Raw genomic sequence first — 18542 nt, 5'->3', positions numbered from 1 at the left:
TGGCGGTGCGGGCACGGCAAAGCCCTGGGGATTTGAGTGCCGGAGCCGGGGGCCTTGACAGCTGACAGTACTGCCGCCCCGTGCGTTGCGTCCGGGTGCCGATTCAGGAAGTTGAGGGTGTCGCGCGTCCCGGGGCCACTGCGGAGCCCCGGGACGCGCGTGCCGCGTCAGAGGTTGGTCATGTCCACGGGGATACGGGCGTCGACGCCGTCGCGGAGGACCGTCGCCTCGATCAGACCGTACGGGCGGTCCGCGGCGAAGTAGACCTCATTGTCGTTCTTGAGGCCGAAGGGCTCGAGGTCGACCAGGAAGTGGTGCTTGTTCGGGAGCGAGAAGCGGACCTCGTCGATCTCCGAACGGTGGTTGATGATGCGCGAACCCATCTGGTACAGGGTCTGCTGCAGCGACAGGGAGTAGGTCTCCGCGAAGGCCTGCAGCATGTGCTTGCGGGTCTCGGCGTAGGACTTCTCCCAGTTGGGCATCCGCTGCTCGTCGTCCGACCAGTTGAAGCGCCAGCGAGCCGACACCTGGGTGGCCAGGATGCGGTCGTAGGCCTCCTTCAGCGTCGTGTACTTGTCCTTCACGTAACCCCAGAACTCGGAGTTCGTGGAGTTCATGACGACCAGGTCCTTGAGGCCGGAGATGACCTCCCAGTTCTGACCGTCGTACGTGATCTGGGTGACGCGGGTCTCCATGCCCTGGCGGACGAAGGAGTGGTTCACCTCGTCGGAGCCGATGAACTTGGAGTTGGCGTCCGAGGTGGCGATCCGGGACCAGGAGTACTCCTCGATCCGGATGCGGGCCTTCTGGATCGGCTCCTGGCTGTTGACGAACCAGCGCGCCAGGTGGATGCCGAACTGCTCGGCCGACTCGATGCCGTACTCCTTGGCGAACGCGTACACCGTGTTCTTGGTGGTGTCCGTCGGAAGGACGTTGGCGTTCGAGCCGGAGTAGTGGACGTCGTCCATGTCGCCCGAGAGGGCGACCGAGACGTTCAGGTCCTTGATGTGGTGCGTGTCGCCGTCCCGCGTGATCTTTACGACGCGGTTCTCTGCTTTGCCGTACTGGTTCTGGCCCAGAATCGTGGCCATGCTAGCTCCCTCGGTAAACGGAGTAGCCGAACGGGTTGAGCAGCAGCGGTACGTGATAGTGCTCGCCCGGGTTCACCGCAAAGGTGATGGTGACCTCGGGGAAGAACGCACCGCTGTCCCTTACGCGGGGGGCGTCCTGCTGCGCCTCGGCTTGCTTCTTGGAGAAGTACGTCTCGGTCTCGAAGTCGAGGCGTACGTGGGTGGTGCCTTCCGGCAGGGCCGGCAGGTCCTTGCAGCGCCCGTCCGCATCGGTGGCGGAGCCGCCCAGGGCCGCCCACTCGCCGTCCAGGCCCGTACGGGCCGACAGCGAGATGGCGACGCCCTCGGCGGGCTTGCCGATGCTGGTGTCCAGGATGTGCGTGGACACCGAATTTCTCGGCGATGCCGCGGTCTCAGTGCTCATGCTCACGCTCCTTCTGCGAGTTCCACGAGGCGGGTAAGGCGGATCTTGTTGATCTTGACGAGCTCGCCGCGGGCGATTTCGCGCTCCTGCTCCGGCGAGTGGTCGATCCGGACCTTGACCGCGTCCCGCATGAACTCACCGGTCGCACCGGTGGCGCAGATGAGGAAGACGTGGCCGAACTTCTCCTGGTAGGCCAGGTTCAGTTCCAGGAGCTCGTTCTTGAGCTCCTCCGAGGCACCGGCCATGCCCCGCTGCTCGCGGGCTGAGGTCGGGTCTCCCGGCTTCGGCCGGCCGATCGGCGCGTGGCCCCCCATCGCCTCGCCCAGGTCCTCGGCGGTGAGCTCCGCCATGGCGGACTCGTTGGCCGAGAACAGGGCTTCGGCGCTGGCGAAGGGGCGCTGGGCGAGGACTTTGCTCCCCCATGCCGAGCTGGCGCACACCTCGTGGAGCTCGGCCGTGGCCGCGCTGTCGTCCAAGGCGTTGAACCGGGTGAGACCCGGGGTCGGACTCGAAGTCACGGTAGGCCTCCGTGGCCTGTTGTTGCTTTGACGGGCTGCGCATAGCTAACGCCCTCGACAACACGGCGTCAACACTTTGTTGAAACTTCCCGTACACAAAAGCCGCCGCCCGGGTGAATTGGGCGGCGGCTCGTCACAGTGGGTCAGAGTGGCTTCACTCTTGGTTGGTTTTGGCGGGTCCTTTGGGAGTGTTTGAGTCCCTGTTCAAGTAGTTGTAGACCGTGAAACGGCTGACACCCAGGGCTCCCGCGACCGTCTCCACTCCGTGCCGGACCGAGAAGGCGCCGCGCGCCTCCAGTATCCGCACGACGTCCTGCTTGGACTTCCGGTCGAGCTGCGACAACGGTACGCCGTGCCGGCGCTCCAGCGCCGCCAGGATGTGGTCCAGCGAGTCGGACAGCTGCGGCAGCCGTACGGCCAGCAGGTCCTGGCCCTCCCAGGCCAGCACCACGTCGTCGGGCTGCGCCAGCGCCGGATCCATCAGCTCGCCGCCCATCGCGTCCACCAGCGGCTTGACCGCGGTGACGAACGGGTGGTCACGGGGCTCGGTCATGGGGTGTCCTCCCCGATCACGTTGACCTGGAGCGAGACGCGCGTGGCCCCGGACTCCAGCGAACGGCGCAGCAGCGCGGCCACCGCGGTCAGCACCTCGTCGGCGCCACCCTCGGCGGTGTTGCCGAACGGGCCGACATCCACCGCGTCCAGCTGCGCCTTCTGGATGACCTCGCGAGCGGCCACGGCATGGGCGGGGGCCTCTTCGAGATCGAAGGGCTCGGTCGTGAACTCCACTCTCAATCGCACGCTGGTCAAGCTACCTCCCGGTCACGTTTTTCCGGCAGTCCGCACTTGACATCCAGGACAAGCCCGATGCAGTCTTCCATCAAGCAGAAACTAACTTCCGCAATACGGAAGGAGCGCACACCCCTCATGGGATACACGGACCAGCGCTTCGATGTGAACCTTTCGATCCTCTTCACGGAACTCCCGCTCCTGGAGCGCCCCGCGGCTGCCGCCGCGGCGGGCTTCACGGCGGTCGAGCTGTGGTGGCCCTGGATCGAGACCCCCACCCCCGCTCAGGCGGAGCTCGACGCCCTCAAGAAGGCTCTTGAGGACGCCGGCACCCAGCTGGTGGGCCTGAACTTCTACGCCGGCCAGCTGCCGGGCCCGGACCGCGGTGCGGTATCGGTTCCCGGCGAGGAGTCGGAGCGCTTCAACGCCAACATCAACGTGGCCGCGGACTTCGCGGCCTCGGTCGGCTGCAAGGCGCTGAACGCCCTGTACGGCAACCGCGTCGAAGGCGTGGACCCGGCCGTCCAGGACGAGCTCGCGCTGAAGAACCTGGTCGTGGCGGCTCAGGCCGCGGACCGCGTCGGCGCGATCCTCCTGATCGAGACCCTCAACAAGCCCGAGTCGCCGCTCTACCCGCTGGTGAGCGCCCCGGCCGGCATCGAGGTAGTGGACAAGGTGAACGAGGCCACCGGCCTCGGCAACGCCAAGTTCCTGCTCGACCTGTACCACCTGGCGATGAACGATGAGGACCTCTCCGAGGTCATCGAAAAGTACGCCGCCAAGACCGGGCACGTCCAGATCGCGGACAAGCCCGGGCGCGGTGCCCCCGGCACCGGCGAGCTGCCCCTGGAGGAGCTGCTCGACCAGCTGAAGAAGGCCGGATACGAGGGCTACGTAGGCCTGGAGTACAAGGCCGCCGACGCTGCCGCCTCCTTCGCGTGGCTGCCGGCCGAGGCCCGCGCCGCCAAGTAAGCGGACAAAGTCCAGGCGATCAGCCAGGCACGTCACGAACTTTTCGTACAAAGCATTAAGAGAAGGACCCTCATCATGAGCACCCTCCCCAAGATTGCCTGGATCGGTCTCGGAATCATGGGCTCCCCCATGGCCGAGAACCTCCTGAAGGCCGGCTACTCGGTCACCGGCTTCACGCTGGAGCAGGACAAGCTGGACCGCCTGGCCGCCGCCGGCGGCTCCGCGGCCGGCTCGATCGCCGAGGCCGTCAAGGACGCCGACGTCATCATCACGATGGTTCCCGCCTCCCCGCAGGTCGAGGCCATCTCCTACGGTGAGAACGGCATCCTCGAGAACGCGAAGTCCGGCGCGCTGATCATCGACATGTCGTCGATCACCCCGCAGACCTCGATCGACCTCGCGAAGAACGCCGCCGCCAAGGGCATCCGCGTCATCGACGCCCCGGTGTCCGGCGGCGAGGCCGGCGCCATCGAGGCCGTGCTGTCGATCATGGTGGGTGGCGAGCAGGCCGACTTCGACGAGGCCCTGCCCGTCCTGGAGGCCCTCGGCAAGACCATCGTCCTGTGCGGCCCGCACGGCTCCGGCCAGACGGTGAAGGCTGCCAACCAGCTCATCGTCGCGGTGAACATCCAGGCGTGCGCCGAGGCCGTGGTCTTCCTCGAGAAGTCCGGCGTGAACCTCCAGGCCGCCCTGGACGTCCTCAACGGCGGTCTGGCCGGCTCCACGGTCCTGACCCGCAAGAAGGACAACTTCCTGAACCGCGACTTCAAGCCCGGTTTCCGGATCGACCTGCACCACAAGGACATGGGCATCGTCACCGACGCCGCCCGCAACGTCGGTGCCGCCCTTCCGGTCGGCGCGGTCGTCGCCCAGCTGGTCGCCTCGCTGCGCGCCCAGGGTGACGGCGGCCTGGACCACTCGGCCCTGCTCCGTGCCGTCGAGCGCCTCTCCGGCGCCCAGGTCTGAGCACCCCCTCCCCCTGCTATCCGGGGGGCCTGAGTTTCCGGATGGTGCCGGTGCTGACACCTGTCCTGTCGCGCCCAAGCGCCGGCACCGTCCGGATCACCTCTCCGCCATCTTTCATTTCAACAAACTGTTGACGATGCGTTCATGCCGAAATTAGGCTGTTCCGCATGACGGAAGACGATTTCCGTCAGCAGTTCCCCGTACGGAAGGTCACCATGTCGAAGCGCACGCTGACGACCGAGTCTGGCGCCCCGGTCGCCGACAACCAGAACTCCGCTACCGCCGGCGTCGGTGGCCCGCTCCTGGTCCAGGACCAGCAGCTCCTCGAGAAGCTCGCCCGGTTCAACCGCGAGCGCATCCCGGAGCGCGTGGTGCACGCCCGCGGTTCCGCCGCGTACGGCCACTTCGAGGTGACCGACGACGTCACCGCGTACACCAGCGCCGCGTTCCTGAACACGGTCGGCAAGAAGACCGAGACCTTCCTGCGGTTCTCCACCGTGGCCGACTCGCTGGGTGGCGCGGACGCGGTCCGCGACCCGCGCGGCTTCGCGCTGAAGTTCTACACCGAAGAGGGCAACTACGACCTCGTCGGCAACAACACCCCGGTGTTCTTCATCAAGGACCCGATCAAGTTCCCCGACTTCATCCACTCCCAGAAGCGCGACCCCTTCACGGGCAAGCAGGAGCCGGACAACGTCTGGGACTTCTGGGCGCACGCCCCCGAGGCGACGCACCAGATCACCTGGCTGATGGGTGACCGCGGTATCCCGGCGTCGTACCGCCACATGAACGGCTACGGCTCCCACACGTACCAGTGGACCAACGCCCAGGGCGAGGCCTTCTTCGTCAAGTACCACTTCAAGACGAACCAGGGCATCCGCTGCCTGTCGGGCGAGCAGGCCGCCGAACTCGTCGGCTCCGACGCCAACTCGCACCAGACCGACCTGCTCCAGGCCATCGAGCGCGGTGTGAACCCGAGCTGGACCCTCTACGTCCAGATCATGCCCGCCGCCGAGGCCGCGGACTACCGCTTCAACCCGTTCGACCTCACCAAGGTGTGGCCGCACAGCGACTACCCGCTGCAGCGCGTGGGCCGCCTGGTCCTCGACCGCAACCCGGACAACGTCTTCGCCGAGGTCGAGCAGTCCGCCTTCTCCCCGAACAACTTCGTCCCGGGCATCACCGCCTCGCCGGACAAGATGCTCCAGGGCCGTCTCTTCGCGTACGCCGACGCCCAGCGCTACCGCCTCGGTGTGAACCACACCCTGCTGCCGGTCAACGCCCCGAAGGCGACGAAGGCCGAGAACTACGGCCGCGACGGTGTCATGGCGCTGCGCAACGGCTCGCGCCACGACAAGAACTACGAGCCCAACTCGTACCAGGGCCCGGCCGAGACCGGTCTGGCCCTCGGCGCCCCGAAGGCCGTCTCCGGCTACACGGGCACCCACGAGGCCCCGGCCCACACCAAGGACGACGACTTCTTCCAGGCCGGTGAGCTCTACCGCCTGATGTCGGAGGCCGAGAAGCAGCGTCTGGTGGCGAACATCGCCGGCGGTCTGTCTCAGGTCACCCTCGAAGACGTCATCGAGAAGAACCTGGCTCACTTCCACGCCGCGGACGCCGACTACGGCAAGCGCGTCGAGGAGGCCGTTCGCGCCCTGCGCGACGCCTGAGAGCCCCAAGCTGCGCCGGGAGCCTGACGGGAGGTCAGGCTCCGGGTGCTGAGCCCGAGCTGCGGACCCGGATGAGGGGTGGTACGCGGTAAGGGCAGGACGAGGACCGTGGCGAGCGTGCGAGCCAGTGCGGTGGTAATGGGTTCCGAGGCCCGTCTCTTGACCTGAGGGAGACGAAGCCGGAGTTCTCGTCGCCGCCCGCCACGGTCCCAGCCAAATCTCCGTCCCCGTGTCCAGGGGCTACGCACAGAGCCCCCTGTACAGAGGGACGGAAACCTCTCCACAGTCTCCGCCCGGCGGTGCGAACGTCCTGTCGCGCCAGCCTCGCTCCGTCGGGCGGTAACAGCACGACCCATCCCCACAGACCAGAGCGCCGAGTCACGGACGGTCCCGTGACTCGGCGCTTTGTCATGTCCGGCTTGACCGACGGGCCGCGATGGCCTGCGGGTCCCAGCCGGGCCCCGGTACGGAGTCCAGGAGCAGTCGCGTGTACGCGTGCTCCGGGGCCGCCAGCACCGAGGCCGTCGGGCCCTGCTCGACGATCCGGCCGGAGTTCATGACCACCAGGGAGTCGGTCACCGCCCGTACGACGCCCAGGTCGTGCGTGATGAACAGGTACGCGATCTCCGTGCGGGCCCGGATGCCGGCCAGCAGGTTCAGGATCTGCGCCTGCACGGAGACGTCCAGGGCCGCCACCGCCTCGTCCAGCACCAGCACCGCGGGCTCCACGGCCAGGGCCCGGGCGATGGCGACGCGCTGGCGCTGGCCGCCGGAGAGTTCGCGCGGGCGCGCCGCCGCTTCCCGTTCGCCCAGGCCCACCTGGTCCAGCAGCTCACGTACCCGCGGGCGCGGGTCGCGGTCCGGGAAGTGCAGCCGCAGGGTCTCCCGCAGCACCTCTCCCGCTGGCACCCGAGGATCCAGGGAGAGCAGCGGGTCCTGGAAGACCAGCTGGACCTCCCGCGCCCTGCGCAGCCGGGCGGCGCGGCCGCGGGCAGCGGGCTCGCGCACGGTTCCCCGTACGCGCACCTCGCCCGCATCCGCCCGTTCCAGGCCGGTCACGATGCGGGCCGTGGTGGTCTTGCCCGAGCCGGACTCGCCGACGATGCCCAGCGAGCCGCCCGCCGGGACGGTGAAGGACACGTCGTCCACCGCGCGCGTGGCGCCGTACGCGCGGCGAAGGCCGCGGACTTCCAGTGCCGGGTTCATCGCGGGACCTCCGAGTGGTGGCAGGCGACGCCCGCGCGCGCGGCCGGGACCTCGGCGCCGCACAGGTCGGTGGCGCGGGCGCAGCGCGGGGTGAACGCGCATCCGGTGAGGACCGTACGCAGGTCCGGCGGCCGGCCGGGGATCGCGGGGAGCGGGCCGGGCGGGGCCTCCAGGCGCGGGGTCGCGGCCAGCAGGGCGCGGGTGTAGGGGTGGCGGGGGTGCTCGAAGAGGGTCGCGGCCGCGCCGGTCTCGACGATGCGGCCGGCGTACATGACGTAGACGCGGTCGCTGATGGCGGCGGCGAGTTCGAGGTCGTGGGTGACGAAGAGCAGCCCGCAGCCCTCGCGTTCGCGGAGCCGGGCCAGCAGGGCGATGGTCTCGGCCTGGGTGGTGGTGTCGAGGGCGGTGGTGGGTTCGTCGGCGAGCAGCAGCCGGGGGCCGGGCAGCAGGGCTGCGGCGATCATGACGCGTTGCAGCATGCCGCCGGACAGCTGGTGCGGGTACTGGCGCAGGATGCGCGGGGGCAGGCCCACCGCGTCGAGGAGTTCGGCGAGTCGGCCGTCGGGCGCCTTCGCGGAGGCGTACCGCACGCCCTCGGTGAGGAAGTCGCCGAGGCGGCGCAGCGGGTCCATGGCCGCCCGGGGGTCCTGGAAGATCATCGAGGCGGTGCAGGCGCGGAGGCCGCGCAGCCGGTCCGGGGCCATGGCCAGTACGTCCTCGCCGGCCACCCGTACGGTTCCGGTGGCCGTCGCGCCGGGCGGCAGCAGGCCGAGGGCGGCGCGGGAGGTGAGGGACTTGCCGGAGCCGGACTCCCCGACGAGGGCCACGGTCTCGCCGGCCCGGACGGTGAGGTCGACCCCGGCCAGGACGGGGCGCGGCAGGCCCGGGAGGGTGAGGTGGAGCGACTCCACCTCCAGCACGGGGGCGGGGCTCGTGCTCATGCGGTCCTCCCTGCGACCCGGTCGGCGAAGCGCTCGCCGACGACGTTGAAGGCGACGACGGTGAGGATCACCGCGAGGCAGGGGGCGAGCGCGGAGAGCGGCGCCCCTTCGAGGATCGCGGACTGGCCGTCGTTGATCATGGCTCCCCAGTCGGGGGTGAGCGGTGGCACGCCGAGGCCGAGGAAGGACAGGGCGGCGAGGTCGAGGAGCGCGTAGCCGAAGTTGACCGTGGACTGGGCGAGGACGACCGGGGCGATGTTCGGGACGAGGTGGCGCACGCAGATCCGCAGCCCGGAGAAGCCCTGGACCCGGTACGCCGCGAGGTACGGCTTGCCCGCCTCGGCGAGCGCGAGGGTGCGCGCGAGCCGGCTGACGAAGGGGGTGTACGCGAGGGACAGCGCGACCACCGGGGCGATCAGCCCGCGCCCGTAGAGGGAGACGAGCAGCATCGCCAGCAGCAGTCCGGGGAAGGCGAGCAGCAGTTCGCTGGTGCGGGAGAGCAGGGTGTCGAGCCGGCCGCCGCGCCAGGCGGCGGTGACCCCGATGGCCACGCCGAGCAGGGTGGACAGGGCGACGACGCCGAGCGGGCCGAGGAGCGAGGTGCGGGCGCCGGTGATCAGGCGGGACAGGGTGTCGCGCCCGCTGATGTCCCCGCCGAGCAGAAGATCGGGCGTGGGGTTGGCGAGGGAGGCCGCGAAGTCGACGGCGTTGGGGTCGTGCGGCGCCAGCCAGGGCGCGGCGAGGGCGGTCAGGACGACGAGCGCGGCGAAGCCGAGGCAGGTGCGGTGGAGCCAGGAGCCGCCGCTTGGGGCCTTGCGGACCGGTCTCGTGGTGGAGCGGAGCAGCAGAGCGGTCATTCGGAGCTCCTCGCGCCGAGCCGGACCCGGGGGTCGATGAGCGGGTGGACGAGGTCGACGGCGAGGTTGACGAGGACGAAGAGGCCGATGGTGAGGAGGGAGATCGCCTGGACCACCGGGAAGTCCTTCACGGTCACGGACTTGGCGAGGAACTCGCCGAGCCCGCCGAGGCCGAAGGCCGACTCGACGAGGATCGTGCAGACCATCAGTCCGGAGATGGCGAGCCCGGCCTGGGTGACGACCGTGCCGAGCGCGCCGCGCAGCACGTGGCGGCGTACGACGGTCCGCTCGGGCACGCCCCGGCTGCGGGCGACGGTGACGTGGTCCTGGGCGAACTGCTCCAGCAGGGCCGCCCTGGTGACGCGGGCGAGGACCCCGACGAAGGGCAGGGCCAGCGCCACGGCCGGCAGGGCGAGGTGGTGGAGGGTGGAGAGGAAGCCGTCTCCGCTGCCGAGTACGGGGAACCAGCCGAGCCGCACCGAGAAGAGCGACAGCAGCAGGATCGCGGCGATGAACGACGGCGTGGCGACGGCGACCGAGGTGGCGACGAGGACGGCGCGGTCGGTGCGGCCGCCGCGGACGGCGGCGAGCAGGCCGAGCAGCAGCCCGCCGGCGATGACGAGGGAGGCTGACATTCCGATCAGGGCGAGGGTGACGGGGATGCGGGCCGAGACCAGCTCCAGGACATCGCTGCGGTACTGGACGGAGGTGCCGAGGTCTCCGGTGACGGCCCCGGCGAGCCACTTCCCGTACTGCACGAAGAACGGGTCGTCGAGGTGGTAGTGCTCGCGGATGGCGGCCAGGGCCTGGGGGTTGGCCCCGCGGCCGCCGAGGAGGAAGGTCTCGGGCCGGCCGGGGGCGAGACGGATGGAGGCGTAGACGAGGAACGAGGCGATGAGCAGGGTGGCGAGGAGCTCGCCGAGACGTCTCAGCAGGAAGCGGATCAGGCCCGTGTGCATCAGGAGGCCCCCACTTCCGCGGCCCACGGGGAGTACATGTACGAGATCGTCGTCGGGGCGCCGGTGATGCGCTTGTTCAGGAAGACGGTGCCCGGGTATTCGGCGACGGGCAGGCACACGGCTTCGTCGGCGGCCATCCTGGCGAGCCGGGCGGTGACGGCCCCGCGCTTCGCCGGGTCGTATTCGGCGCTCGCCTCGTCGACGACGGCGTCGTACTCCGGGTTGCTGTAGCCGCCGTAGTTCTCGAACTGGTCGGTGCGGAAGTTGGAGTACAGGCTCAGCGGGTCGGTGATCGAGAAGTAGTAGGTATAGGGGAAGAGGTCGAGCCCCTTGCGGGCCTCGGCGTCGGAGAACAGCGCGGTGAAGGCGTCGGGCGCGATGGTGCGGATCTCCACGTCCAGGCCGATCCGGCGGCCGGCGTCCTGGACCGCGATGGCGAGGAGCGAGACGTCCGGGCCGACCGGGCTGGAGGCGACGGTGACCTTCCTGCCGCGCGCACCGGCCTCCTCGACGAGGCGTTTCGCCTGCTCCAGGTCGCGGTGGACCGGTGGCAGCGCGGCGAGTTGGCCGGCCACCTGCTCCGGCGGGACTCCGCGCCAGGTCTCCTTGGCCACCAGTGAGCCGGTGGGCGAGGCGGCGCCGCGCATGGCGCCCTTGGTGAAGCCCTCGCGGTCCAGGGCCAGCATCAGGGCGCGGCGGACCCGGACGTCGCCCAGGGTTGCGCCGAGGTCGGCGACCGCGAGGTTGACGGTGGTGAGGCCCTCCCCGGCGTAGAGCCGGCCGTTGTCGGCGGCGCGCAGCCGCGACAGGGACTCCGGCGGGACCGCGAAGGAGCCGTCCACCTCGCCGGTGAGCAGGGCGTTGGTACGGGCGGCGGAGTCGGGCAGGAAGTTGAAGGTGACGTGTCCGGCCTTGGCGCGCCGGCCCCAGTAGCCCTCGAAGCGGTCCAGGCGCAGGGATTGGCCCTGCTCCCACTCCCCCAGCCGGTACGGGCCCGTGCAGTCGAGGCCGCCGTCGGCGGTGCCGAAGGTCTCGCCCTGCTCCGCCATCGTGGCGGCATGGGCGACGGTGCCCGCGGAGTTGGCCATGGCCTGCGCGAACAGCGCGTCGGGGCGCTTGAGGTGGACGGTGACCTGCAGCGGGCCGGTCTTCTCGACGGAGTCGACGTTCTTGAAGTCCTCGGTCCAGTACGAGCCCAGCTCGGGGTCGAGGTGCCGGTTCAGGCTGGCCACGGCGTCGTCGGCGGTGAGGACGGCACCCGAGTGGAAGCGCACGTTCGGGCGCAGGTCGTAGACCCAGGTGGTGGGGTCGGGGTTCGTGGCCTGCTCGGCGAGGCCAGGCTCCATGGTGAGCTGCGGGGTCCAGCGCATCAGGGATTCGCAGACGTTGGCGAGGACGGTGTTCTGCGGGTAGTCGAAGGCGTAGATGTAGTCGAGGACGGGCGGTTCGGCGTAGAGGGCCCAGGTGAAGCCGTCGATGTCGCCGCGGGCGGGGGGTGTGGCGGTGGAGAGGTGTGTTCCGGTGGTGCCGGCGCCACCGGCCGGGGCCGCGCAGCCCGCGCCCGTGAGGATCAGGGCGAGGACTGCGGCGGCGGGACCGGCCAGGCGGTGCCGTGAGGGGATCGGCATGCACGCTCCTTGGCAAAGGGGCCCCGGGTGGGGCCTGGAGGGCCGGGGCCCTACGGGGCTAGGGGGTGTCTGACGGATGTCCGTGGGGAAGGAGCGGCGTCCGGTGCGTGCTCTCGGCGTGCCGACCGGAAGCCCGCGTACTGGACGTACTTGGGCTTTCGGTCGGTGCGGCGAGAGCACGTGCCGGGCGCCGCGACGCCGCGGACATCCGTCAGACACCCCCTAGTGGCTCGGTGAGCTGGCCGTACAGCTCGGGGCGGCGGGTCTGGAGGAGGCCGAACTCCAGCCAGTCGCGACGCTGGTCGAGGTCGAGGTCGGCGACGAGTACGGCGGGGCGGTCCCGGGGCCCGCGCAGCACGATGCGGCCGTAGGGGTCGGAGATGAAGGAGGAGCCGTAGAAGGTGGAGCGGCCCTCGGTGCCGACGCGGTTGGGCACGATCATGAAGAGGGCGTTGGCGAGTCCGTTGGCGCTGATGGCGTGTTCCCACAGGGGCCGGGTGTCGAAGTCCGGCAGGTCCACCTCGGAGCCGATGGCGGTGGGGTGCACCAGGATCTCGGCCCCGTGCAGGGCGTAGGCGCGGGCGAGCTCGGGGAACCACTCGTCCCAGCAGGTGGGGAAGCCGAACCGGGCCCCTTCGTGGGAGACCACCGGGAATCCGCTGTCGCCGGGGCGGAAGCACAGGTCCTCGCGGTAGCCGGGGAAGGCGGGGATGTGGTTCTTGCGGGTCCGGGCGATCAGCTTGCCGTCCCGGTCCACGCAGATGGCGGTGTTGTAGCCGAGGCCGCCGTCCTCGGCGCGCTCGTAGAGGGAGGCGTGGACGGTGATGTCGAGCTCGGCGGCGAGGCCGGCGGCCAGCCGGGCGGTGGGCCCGGTCTCCAGGTCCTCCAGGTACCGGGCGGCGCCGTCGGCCATCGGGTCGTCGGTGTTGCAGAAGTACGGGCTGCGGGTCAGTTCCGGGAGGCAGACGACCTTGGCGCCTTCGGCGGCGGCCAGCCGGGCGCCCTCGCGCAGCCGCTCGTCGTGCTCGTCCGCGTCGGCGTACCAGCGCATCTGGACGAGGCCGACGCGCAGCGGGGCGCGCTCGGCGGGCTCCATGCGGGCCGGTGAGCCGAGCGGGGAGCCGTAGGAGGTGAGGAGTTCGTACGTGCTCACGCGCGGGCCGCCTTCGGGAGCTGCTGGGTGATGCAGTGGATACCGCCGCCGCCGTAGGCGAGGACGGGGGTCGGTACGCCGACCACCTTGCGGCCGGGCAGGGCGGCGGCGATCACGGCGAGGGCCGCCGCGTCGGTCTCGGACCGGCCGTCGTCGGCGCCGCCGACGGGGACCACGCAGCCGCCGTTGGCGAGGTAGAAGTTGAGGTAGCAGACCTCGACGGGGGTGCCCGCCACCTCCCCGTACGCGGTCTGCGGTACGGGGACGACCTCCAGGGCGCGGCCGCGGGCGTCGGTGGAGGCCTCCAGGACGGCGAGGTTGGCGCGCATCCGGGCGTAGTCGGGGTGCGCGGGGTCCTCGGGGAGGGAGACGACCACCTTGGCGGGGGCGACGAAGGCGGCGACGCCGTCCACGTGGCCGTCGGTCTCGGTGTCCTCCAGGCCGCCGTACGGCAGCCAGATGACCTTCTCGATGCCGAGGCGGCGCCGCAGCTCGTCCTCCATCTCGGTGCGGCTCATGCGCGGGTTGCGGTTGGGGTGCAGCAGGCACTGCTCGGTGGTGATGAGCGTGCCCTCGCCGTCGACGGTGAGGGCTCCGCCTTCGAGGATCATCGAGGAGTGGACGCGTTCCACGCCGAGGCGGTCGAGGAGGAGCGAGGCGAGCTTGTCGTCGGCGGTCCAGGGGTAGTGCTTCTCGCCCCAGGCGTTGAAGCGGAAGTCGACGCCGACGCGGTTGCCCTGCTCGTCGTGGGCGAAGATCGGGCCGGAGTCGCGCAGCCAGGAGTCGTCGACCGGCAGTTCGATGACCTCGACACCGTGGCCCTCGGCCGCGGCGTCGCCGAAGGCGGTGCGGGCCTCGTCTGCCAGGCCGGGCGCGGCGATCATGATCACGTGCTCGAAGCCGGCGACGGCCAGGGCCACGGCCGCGTACTCCCGCTTGGCCGCCTCGTAGGCCGGCCCCCACAGGGACGCGCGGGTCGGCCAGACCATCAGGCAGGCCTCGTGCTCGGCCCACTCGGCGGGCATGTGCGTGGACTTGGACATCGGGGGTGGCTCCCTTGGTGCGGTCGGGGCGGTACACCCACCACCCTGGCAGCCTGACTGAAATTTCAGTCAGGACCAGATGGACTGAAAATCCAGTCAGGTGGTCGGTGGGAGCTATCGTGGGACCTGACTGAAAGATCAGTCAAGGGGTATCCGACCGAAAGGTGCGAGCCGGCGTGGCCGATCGTCAAACGTTGATCTTGGAAGCAGCGGTACGAGTCATCGCGCGCAGCGGCGTCAGAGGGCTGCGGGTGGAGGAGCTGGCCGCGGAGGCCGAGGTCTCCACCGCACTGCTCTACTACCACTTCAAGGACCGCGCCGGCCTGATCCAGCGCACCCTCGCCTTCATCAGCGACCGCGCCACCGGCTACACCGACGAGGCCGTGTCCGACACCGAGGACGCCCGCACCGTCCTGCTCCAACTGCTGCTGAGCGAGCTCCAGGACACCGACCGGGTCCGCGAGAACAGCATCGCCTGGGGCGAGCTGCGGGCCAGCGCCATCTTCGACACCGAGCTGCGCGCGACCCTGGCCGAGTCCACCCGGAGCTGGACCCAGGACACCGCCGAGGCAGTCTCGGACGCCCAGGCCGCCGGCCTCGCCGACCTGCGCGTGAGCCCGCTCGACGCCGCGGACCGGCTGACCGCCCTGGTCGAGGGGCTGAGCGAGCGCTGGCTGAGCGGCTCCCTGACCCTGGAGCGGGCCCGCGAACTGCTCACCGGCGCCGTGGACGCGGAACTCGGCCCCCGCCCCGAGTAGCCGGTCGCCCCGGACCGCCCCGGACCGAGCAAACGCCCGGGACGCAGAACGACCCCCGTTCCTCCTCCAGGAGGCACGGGGGTCGTGCGTACTGCTACCGCGGGGACCGTCAGACGGTCAGCGGGCGGATCGCGGTCGGGGCGTGACCCGGCTCGGTCGCCAGCTCCTCGAACTCGGTGACGTCGCTCATGTCGACCGTCTTGCTCATCGAGATGTTGGTGACGCGCTCCAGGATGGCCTCGACGACGACCGGGACGCTGTACTCGGCGGCCAGCTTCTTGGCCTCCTCCAGAGCGGCACCCAGCTCGTTCGGGTCCTGGACGCGGATCGCCTTGCAGCCGAGACCCTCGACGACCTTGACGTGGTCGACGCCGTAGACACCCAGCTCGGGGGCGTTGATGTTCTCGAACTCGAGGTTGACCTCGAAGTTGATGCCGAGACCACCCTGCGCCTGGCGGATCAGGCCCAGGTAGGCGTTGTTCACCAGGACGTGGACGTACGGGATCTTGTGCTGCGCACCGACGGCCAGCTCCTCCAGCATGAACTGGAAGTCGTAGTCGCCGGAGAGGGCGACGACGGGGGTCTGCGGGTCGGCGGTGGCGACACCCAGCGCGGCCGGGATGGTCCAGCCGAGCGGGCCGGCCTGGCCGCAGTTGATCCAGTGGCGCGGCTTGAAGACGTGCAGCATCTGCGCGCCGGCGATCTGGGAGAGGCCGATGGTGGTGACGTAGCGCGTCTCCGGGCCGAAGGCCTTGTTCATCTCCTCGTAGACGCGCTGCGGCTTCATGGGGATGTTGTCGAAGTGCGTGCGGCGCTGCAGCGAGCCCTTGCGCTCCAGGTGCGAGGCGACCCAGGCGCTGAAGTCGGGCAGCTTGCCCTCGGCCTTGAGCTCCTTGGCGACCTCGATGAAGACGGTCAGCGCGGCCTTGGCGTCGGAGACGATGCCGAGGTCCGGGGCGAAGATCTTGCCGATCTGGGTGGGCTCGATGTCGACGTGGACGAACTTGCGGTCGCCGAGGTACGCGTCCAGGTTGTAACCGGTGTGGCGGTTGGCCCAGCGGTTGCCGATGCCGAGGACGAAGTCCGACTCCAGGAACGTCGCGTTGCCGTAGCGGTGCGAGGTCTGGACACCGACCATGCCGGCGGCCAGCTCGTGGTCGTCCGGGATGGTGCCCCAGCCCATGAGGGTGGAGATGACCGGGACGCCGATGAGCTCGGCGAACTCGACCAGCAGGTCGGAGGCGTCGGCGTTGATGATGCCGCCGCCGGCGACGATCAGCGGGCGCTCGGAGGCCAGCAGGAACTGGATGGCGCGCTCGGCCTGCTTGCGGGTCGCGGCCGGCTTGTGCACGGGCAGCGGCTCGTACAGGTCGGGGTCGAACTCGATCTCGGTCAGCTGGACGTCGATCGGCAGGTCGATGAGGACCGGGCCCGGACGGCCGGAGCGCATCAGGTAGAAGGCCTCCTGGAACACACCGGGGACCTGCGCGGCCTCCAGGACCGTGGTGGCCTTCTTGGTGACCGGCTTGGCGATCGACGCGATGTCGACGGCCTGGAAGTCTTCCTTGTGGAGCTTGGAGACCGGGGCCTGACCGGTGATGCACAGGATCGGGATCGAGTCCGCGATGGCCGAGTACAGGCCGGTGATCATGTCGGTGCCGGCGGGGCCGGAGGTACCGATGCAGACGCCGATGTTGCCCGGGGTCGTGCGGGTGTAGCCCTCCGCCATGTGCGAGGCGCCCTCGACGTGGCGGGCCAGCGTGTGGTTGATGCCACCGACGTTCTTGAGCTCGCGGTAGAACGGGTTGATCGCAGCGCCGGGCACGCCGAACGCTTGCGAAACGCCCTCGCGCTTGAGGATCTCCACTGCAGCGGCGGCGGCTGTCATACGAGGCATCGAGTTCTCCTGCGGGTCTGGCGGTCAGGCTTTTCCGTAATCCGGAAGTTTTGTTCTGCTATACGGAACAAGCTAAGCGGCGACTCCGCGCACGTCAAGGCGATACGGCTGCCAGGAACCCACCAAAAGCCGCGTCTTGGGCGGTGAGCTGTACGAATGTCCAGCGCTCGACGGAAATTCGAGGACGGCCTCGCCCCGGTGGTAGCTCGTGGTGGAGCATGGAGCTACGCACGGCGACGGAGGGGATCCACGGCTCATGGCGGATGCGGTACCGGTGCGCTGCCCGGCGTGCCTGCGCGAGAACAGCTACATCGCCCCGGTCTTCCCCTGCGCCTGCGGGAGCCCGGTCACCCCGCCGCTGGACCTGGCGGGACCACCCGAGCCGCTGACCCATCGCACGTGGTCGGACAGCTGGGTGGCGGTACGGTGCACCGCCTGCGGGCGGGAGAGCGAGTGGCCGCACCCGGAGCTGGGGTGCGGGTCCTGCGGGACGGTGGTGCGGATTCCGGTGCATCCGCTGGAGACCCCGGACTCCGAATCGGAACTGGGTGCGGCACTGGGTCCGGGCCCGGGACGTACGGACGGGGTACGGCCGCGGCCGCCCGCGGCGCCGCCCCTGCTGCCGGAGGCTCCGCCGGAGCCCGGACCGGCGCACGCCGCGCCCGCGACGCCGCCCGCGCCGCCGACGGCTCCGGTGCCGCGGCCCGCCTTCCGCCCGGTGACCATCCGTACGGCCCGCGACGCGGTGGCCACGGCCGCGCTGTACCTGCGCTGGCTCGGCTTCCAGGACGTACGGCAGCCCGACGGGCGGCCGATCCCGTCGGCGGCGGTGGACCTGCGGGCTCCGGGCCTGGTCGCGCAGGTGGACCCGACCACGGCGCCGGCCGGGCTGCGGGCGGTGGAGTGCGTCTGGCTGAACGGCCTGACCGCCTCCGCGACCAGCGTCTACTTCGCGCTCGCCGGGTACACCCAGGACGCGCGCACGCGCGCGGACGACCTGGGGATACCCCTGTTCGTCATGGACCTCACCGGAATGCCGCAGCCGGTCAACGACCCGGCGGACGCGCTCGTCGGCGGCGGGGCCTGAGGGCCGTCCCCTTAAGCTCGGAGGCATTAGCTGCCTTTTCCCGCCGAGGAGAGCTCGATGAGCCTGTACGACATCCCGCTGACCACTCTGTCCGACGAGCCCACCAGCCTCGCGGCCCACAAGGGCAAGGCGATCCTGCTGGTGAACACCGCGTCGCAGTGCGGGCTCACCCCTCAGTACTCGGGCCTGGCCCGGCTGCAGTTCAAGTACGAGGAGAAGGGCTTCACCGTCATCGGCGTGCCCTGCAACCAGTTCGGCGAGCAGGAGCCCGGCACCGCCGACGACATCCAGACCTTCTGCGCCGCGGGCTTCGGCGTGACCTTCCCGATGCTGGAGAAGACCGAGGTCAACGGCGAGAACCGGCACCCGCTCTACCAGGAGCTGGTGCAGACCCCCGACACGGAGGGCGCCGCGGGCGACATCCAGTGGAACTTCGAGAAGTTCCTGATCTCTCCCGCCGGCGAGGTCGTGGCCCGCTTCCGGCCGCGCACCGAGCCCGAGTCCCCCGAGGTCATCGCGGCCATCGAGGCGCTGCTGCCCGCGTAGGGCCACGAACACCGACAGCCCGGGCCGTTTCCGGCCCGGGCTGTGTGCATCACGG

General features: G+C 70.2%; 19 protein-coding genes. 6 read left to right on the top strand and 13 right to left on the bottom strand.

What is annotated here, in order from left to right:
- Positions 1–167: 167 nt before the first annotated feature.
- The 5 genes from pucL to ACZ7GJ_RS27865 form a co-directional block, all read right to left on the bottom strand.
- Positions 168–1091 carry a factor-independent urate hydroxylase gene (gene pucL, locus ACZ7GJ_RS27885; protein ID WP_470755649.1) on the bottom strand — a complete coding sequence of 308 codons (924 nt, stop codon included), beginning with the start codon at positions 1089–1091 and terminating at the stop codon, positions 168–170.
- 1 nt (position 1092) lies between these two features.
- The gene (gene uraH / locus ACZ7GJ_RS27880; RefSeq protein ID WP_384232113.1) at positions 1093–1494 is read right to left on the bottom strand and encodes a hydroxyisourate hydrolase; all 402 of its coding nucleotides are present in this window, start codon (positions 1492–1494) and stop codon (positions 1093–1095) included.
- Between the two features lie 2 nt (positions 1495–1496).
- Positions 1497–2012, bottom strand: a complete 516-nt coding sequence (gene uraD, locus ACZ7GJ_RS27875) for a 2-oxo-4-hydroxy-4-carboxy-5-ureidoimidazoline decarboxylase (RefSeq protein WP_470755648.1) — start codon at positions 2010–2012, stop codon at positions 1497–1499.
- A gap of 154 nt (positions 2013–2166) precedes the next feature.
- Positions 2167–2565, bottom strand: coding sequence for a helix-turn-helix domain-containing protein (locus ACZ7GJ_RS27870; RefSeq protein WP_470755647.1), 399 nt, complete (start codon positions 2563–2565; stop codon positions 2167–2169).
- Positions 2562–2813 (bottom strand): thiamine-binding protein, encoded by a 252-nt coding sequence (locus ACZ7GJ_RS27865; protein ID WP_365925550.1) that lies wholly within the window; start codon positions 2811–2813, stop codon positions 2562–2564. Before ACZ7GJ_RS27865 ends, ACZ7GJ_RS27870 begins: the two co-directional genes overlap by 4 nt.
- A gap of 126 nt (positions 2814–2939) precedes the next feature.
- Between ACZ7GJ_RS27865 and ACZ7GJ_RS27860 the strand changes: the two genes are divergently transcribed.
- The 3 genes from ACZ7GJ_RS27860 (at position 2940) to ACZ7GJ_RS27850 (ending at position 6412) form a co-directional block, all read left to right on the top strand.
- Positions 2940–3773: a TIM barrel protein gene (locus tag ACZ7GJ_RS27860; protein WP_215145737.1), complete on the top strand. Its 834-nt coding sequence runs from the start codon at positions 2940–2942 to the stop codon at positions 3771–3773.
- A 75-nt stretch (positions 3774–3848) separates the two neighbouring features.
- Positions 3849–4739, top strand: a complete 891-nt coding sequence (locus ACZ7GJ_RS27855; RefSeq protein ID WP_470755646.1) for a 2-hydroxy-3-oxopropionate reductase — start codon at positions 3849–3851, stop codon at positions 4737–4739.
- A 215-nt stretch (positions 4740–4954) separates the two neighbouring features.
- Positions 4955–6412, top strand: coding sequence for a catalase (locus ACZ7GJ_RS27850; RefSeq protein ID WP_365925640.1), 1458 nt, complete (start codon positions 4955–4957; stop codon positions 6410–6412).
- Between the two features lie 408 nt (positions 6413–6820).
- Here the strand turns inward: ACZ7GJ_RS27850 and ACZ7GJ_RS27845 are convergent, their stop codons facing one another.
- The 7 genes from ACZ7GJ_RS27845 to ACZ7GJ_RS27815 all read right to left on the bottom strand — a co-directional run bounded on the left by ACZ7GJ_RS27845 (position 6821) and on the right by ACZ7GJ_RS27815 (position 14199).
- Positions 6821–7618, bottom strand: a complete 798-nt coding sequence (locus ACZ7GJ_RS27845; protein ID WP_470755645.1) for an ABC transporter ATP-binding protein — start codon at positions 7616–7618, stop codon at positions 6821–6823.
- The gene (locus ACZ7GJ_RS27840; RefSeq protein WP_470755644.1) at positions 7615–8559 is read right to left on the bottom strand and encodes an ABC transporter ATP-binding protein; all 945 of its coding nucleotides are present in this window, start codon (positions 8557–8559) and stop codon (positions 7615–7617) included. Before ACZ7GJ_RS27840 ends, ACZ7GJ_RS27845 begins: the two co-directional genes overlap by 4 nt.
- A complete protein-coding gene (locus ACZ7GJ_RS27835) occupies positions 8556–9416 on the bottom strand; it encodes an ABC transporter permease (RefSeq protein ID WP_470755643.1) in 861 nt (286 codons plus the stop codon). The genes ACZ7GJ_RS27840 and ACZ7GJ_RS27835 overlap by 4 nt, the downstream gene beginning before the upstream one ends.
- Entirely contained in the window at positions 9413–10375 is a 963-nt protein-coding gene (locus ACZ7GJ_RS27830) for an ABC transporter permease (protein WP_470755642.1), read from the bottom strand. Before ACZ7GJ_RS27830 ends, ACZ7GJ_RS27835 begins: the two co-directional genes overlap by 4 nt.
- Positions 10375–12003: an ABC transporter substrate-binding protein gene (locus tag ACZ7GJ_RS27825; protein ID WP_470755641.1), complete on the bottom strand. Its 1629-nt coding sequence runs from the start codon at positions 12001–12003 to the stop codon at positions 10375–10377. Before ACZ7GJ_RS27825 ends, ACZ7GJ_RS27830 begins: the two co-directional genes overlap by 1 nt.
- Positions 12004–12214: 211 nt before the next feature.
- Positions 12215–13099: a nitrilase-related carbon-nitrogen hydrolase gene (locus tag ACZ7GJ_RS27820; RefSeq protein ID WP_470755685.1), complete on the bottom strand. Its 885-nt coding sequence runs from the start codon at positions 13097–13099 to the stop codon at positions 12215–12217.
- A gap of 53 nt (positions 13100–13152) precedes the next feature.
- Positions 13153–14199, bottom strand: a complete 1047-nt coding sequence (locus tag ACZ7GJ_RS27815) for an agmatine deiminase family protein (protein ID WP_470755640.1) — start codon at positions 14197–14199, stop codon at positions 13153–13155.
- A 176-nt stretch (positions 14200–14375) separates the two neighbouring features.
- Here ACZ7GJ_RS27815 and ACZ7GJ_RS27810 point away from each other — a divergent pair, with 176 nt between their 5' ends.
- Positions 14376–14957, top strand: a complete 582-nt coding sequence (locus ACZ7GJ_RS27810) for a TetR/AcrR family transcriptional regulator (protein ID WP_470755639.1) — start codon at positions 14376–14378, stop codon at positions 14955–14957.
- 109 nt (positions 14958–15066) lie between these two features.
- On the opposite strand, the gene gcl is transcribed toward ACZ7GJ_RS27810, so the two are convergent.
- Entirely contained in the window at positions 15067–16845 is a 1779-nt protein-coding gene (gene gcl / locus ACZ7GJ_RS27805) for a glyoxylate carboligase (protein WP_470755684.1), read from the bottom strand.
- A gap of 265 nt (positions 16846–17110) precedes the next feature.
- On the opposite strand from gcl, the gene ACZ7GJ_RS27800 reads away from it, so the two are divergent.
- Together ACZ7GJ_RS27800 and ACZ7GJ_RS27795 are read left to right on the top strand one after the other, a co-directional pair.
- Positions 17111–17941: a hypothetical protein gene (locus ACZ7GJ_RS27800; RefSeq protein WP_470755638.1), complete on the top strand. Its 831-nt coding sequence runs from the start codon at positions 17111–17113 to the stop codon at positions 17939–17941.
- Positions 17942–17998: 57 nt separating this feature from the next.
- Positions 17999–18487: a glutathione peroxidase gene (locus ACZ7GJ_RS27795; protein WP_470755637.1), complete on the top strand. Its 489-nt coding sequence runs from the start codon at positions 17999–18001 to the stop codon at positions 18485–18487.
- The last annotated feature ends 55 nt before the right edge of the window (positions 18488–18542 follow it).

The organism is Streptomyces sp. NPDC037242 (assembly GCF_055604165.1).
This window is presented reverse-complemented; position numbering and strand designations above follow the sequence as displayed.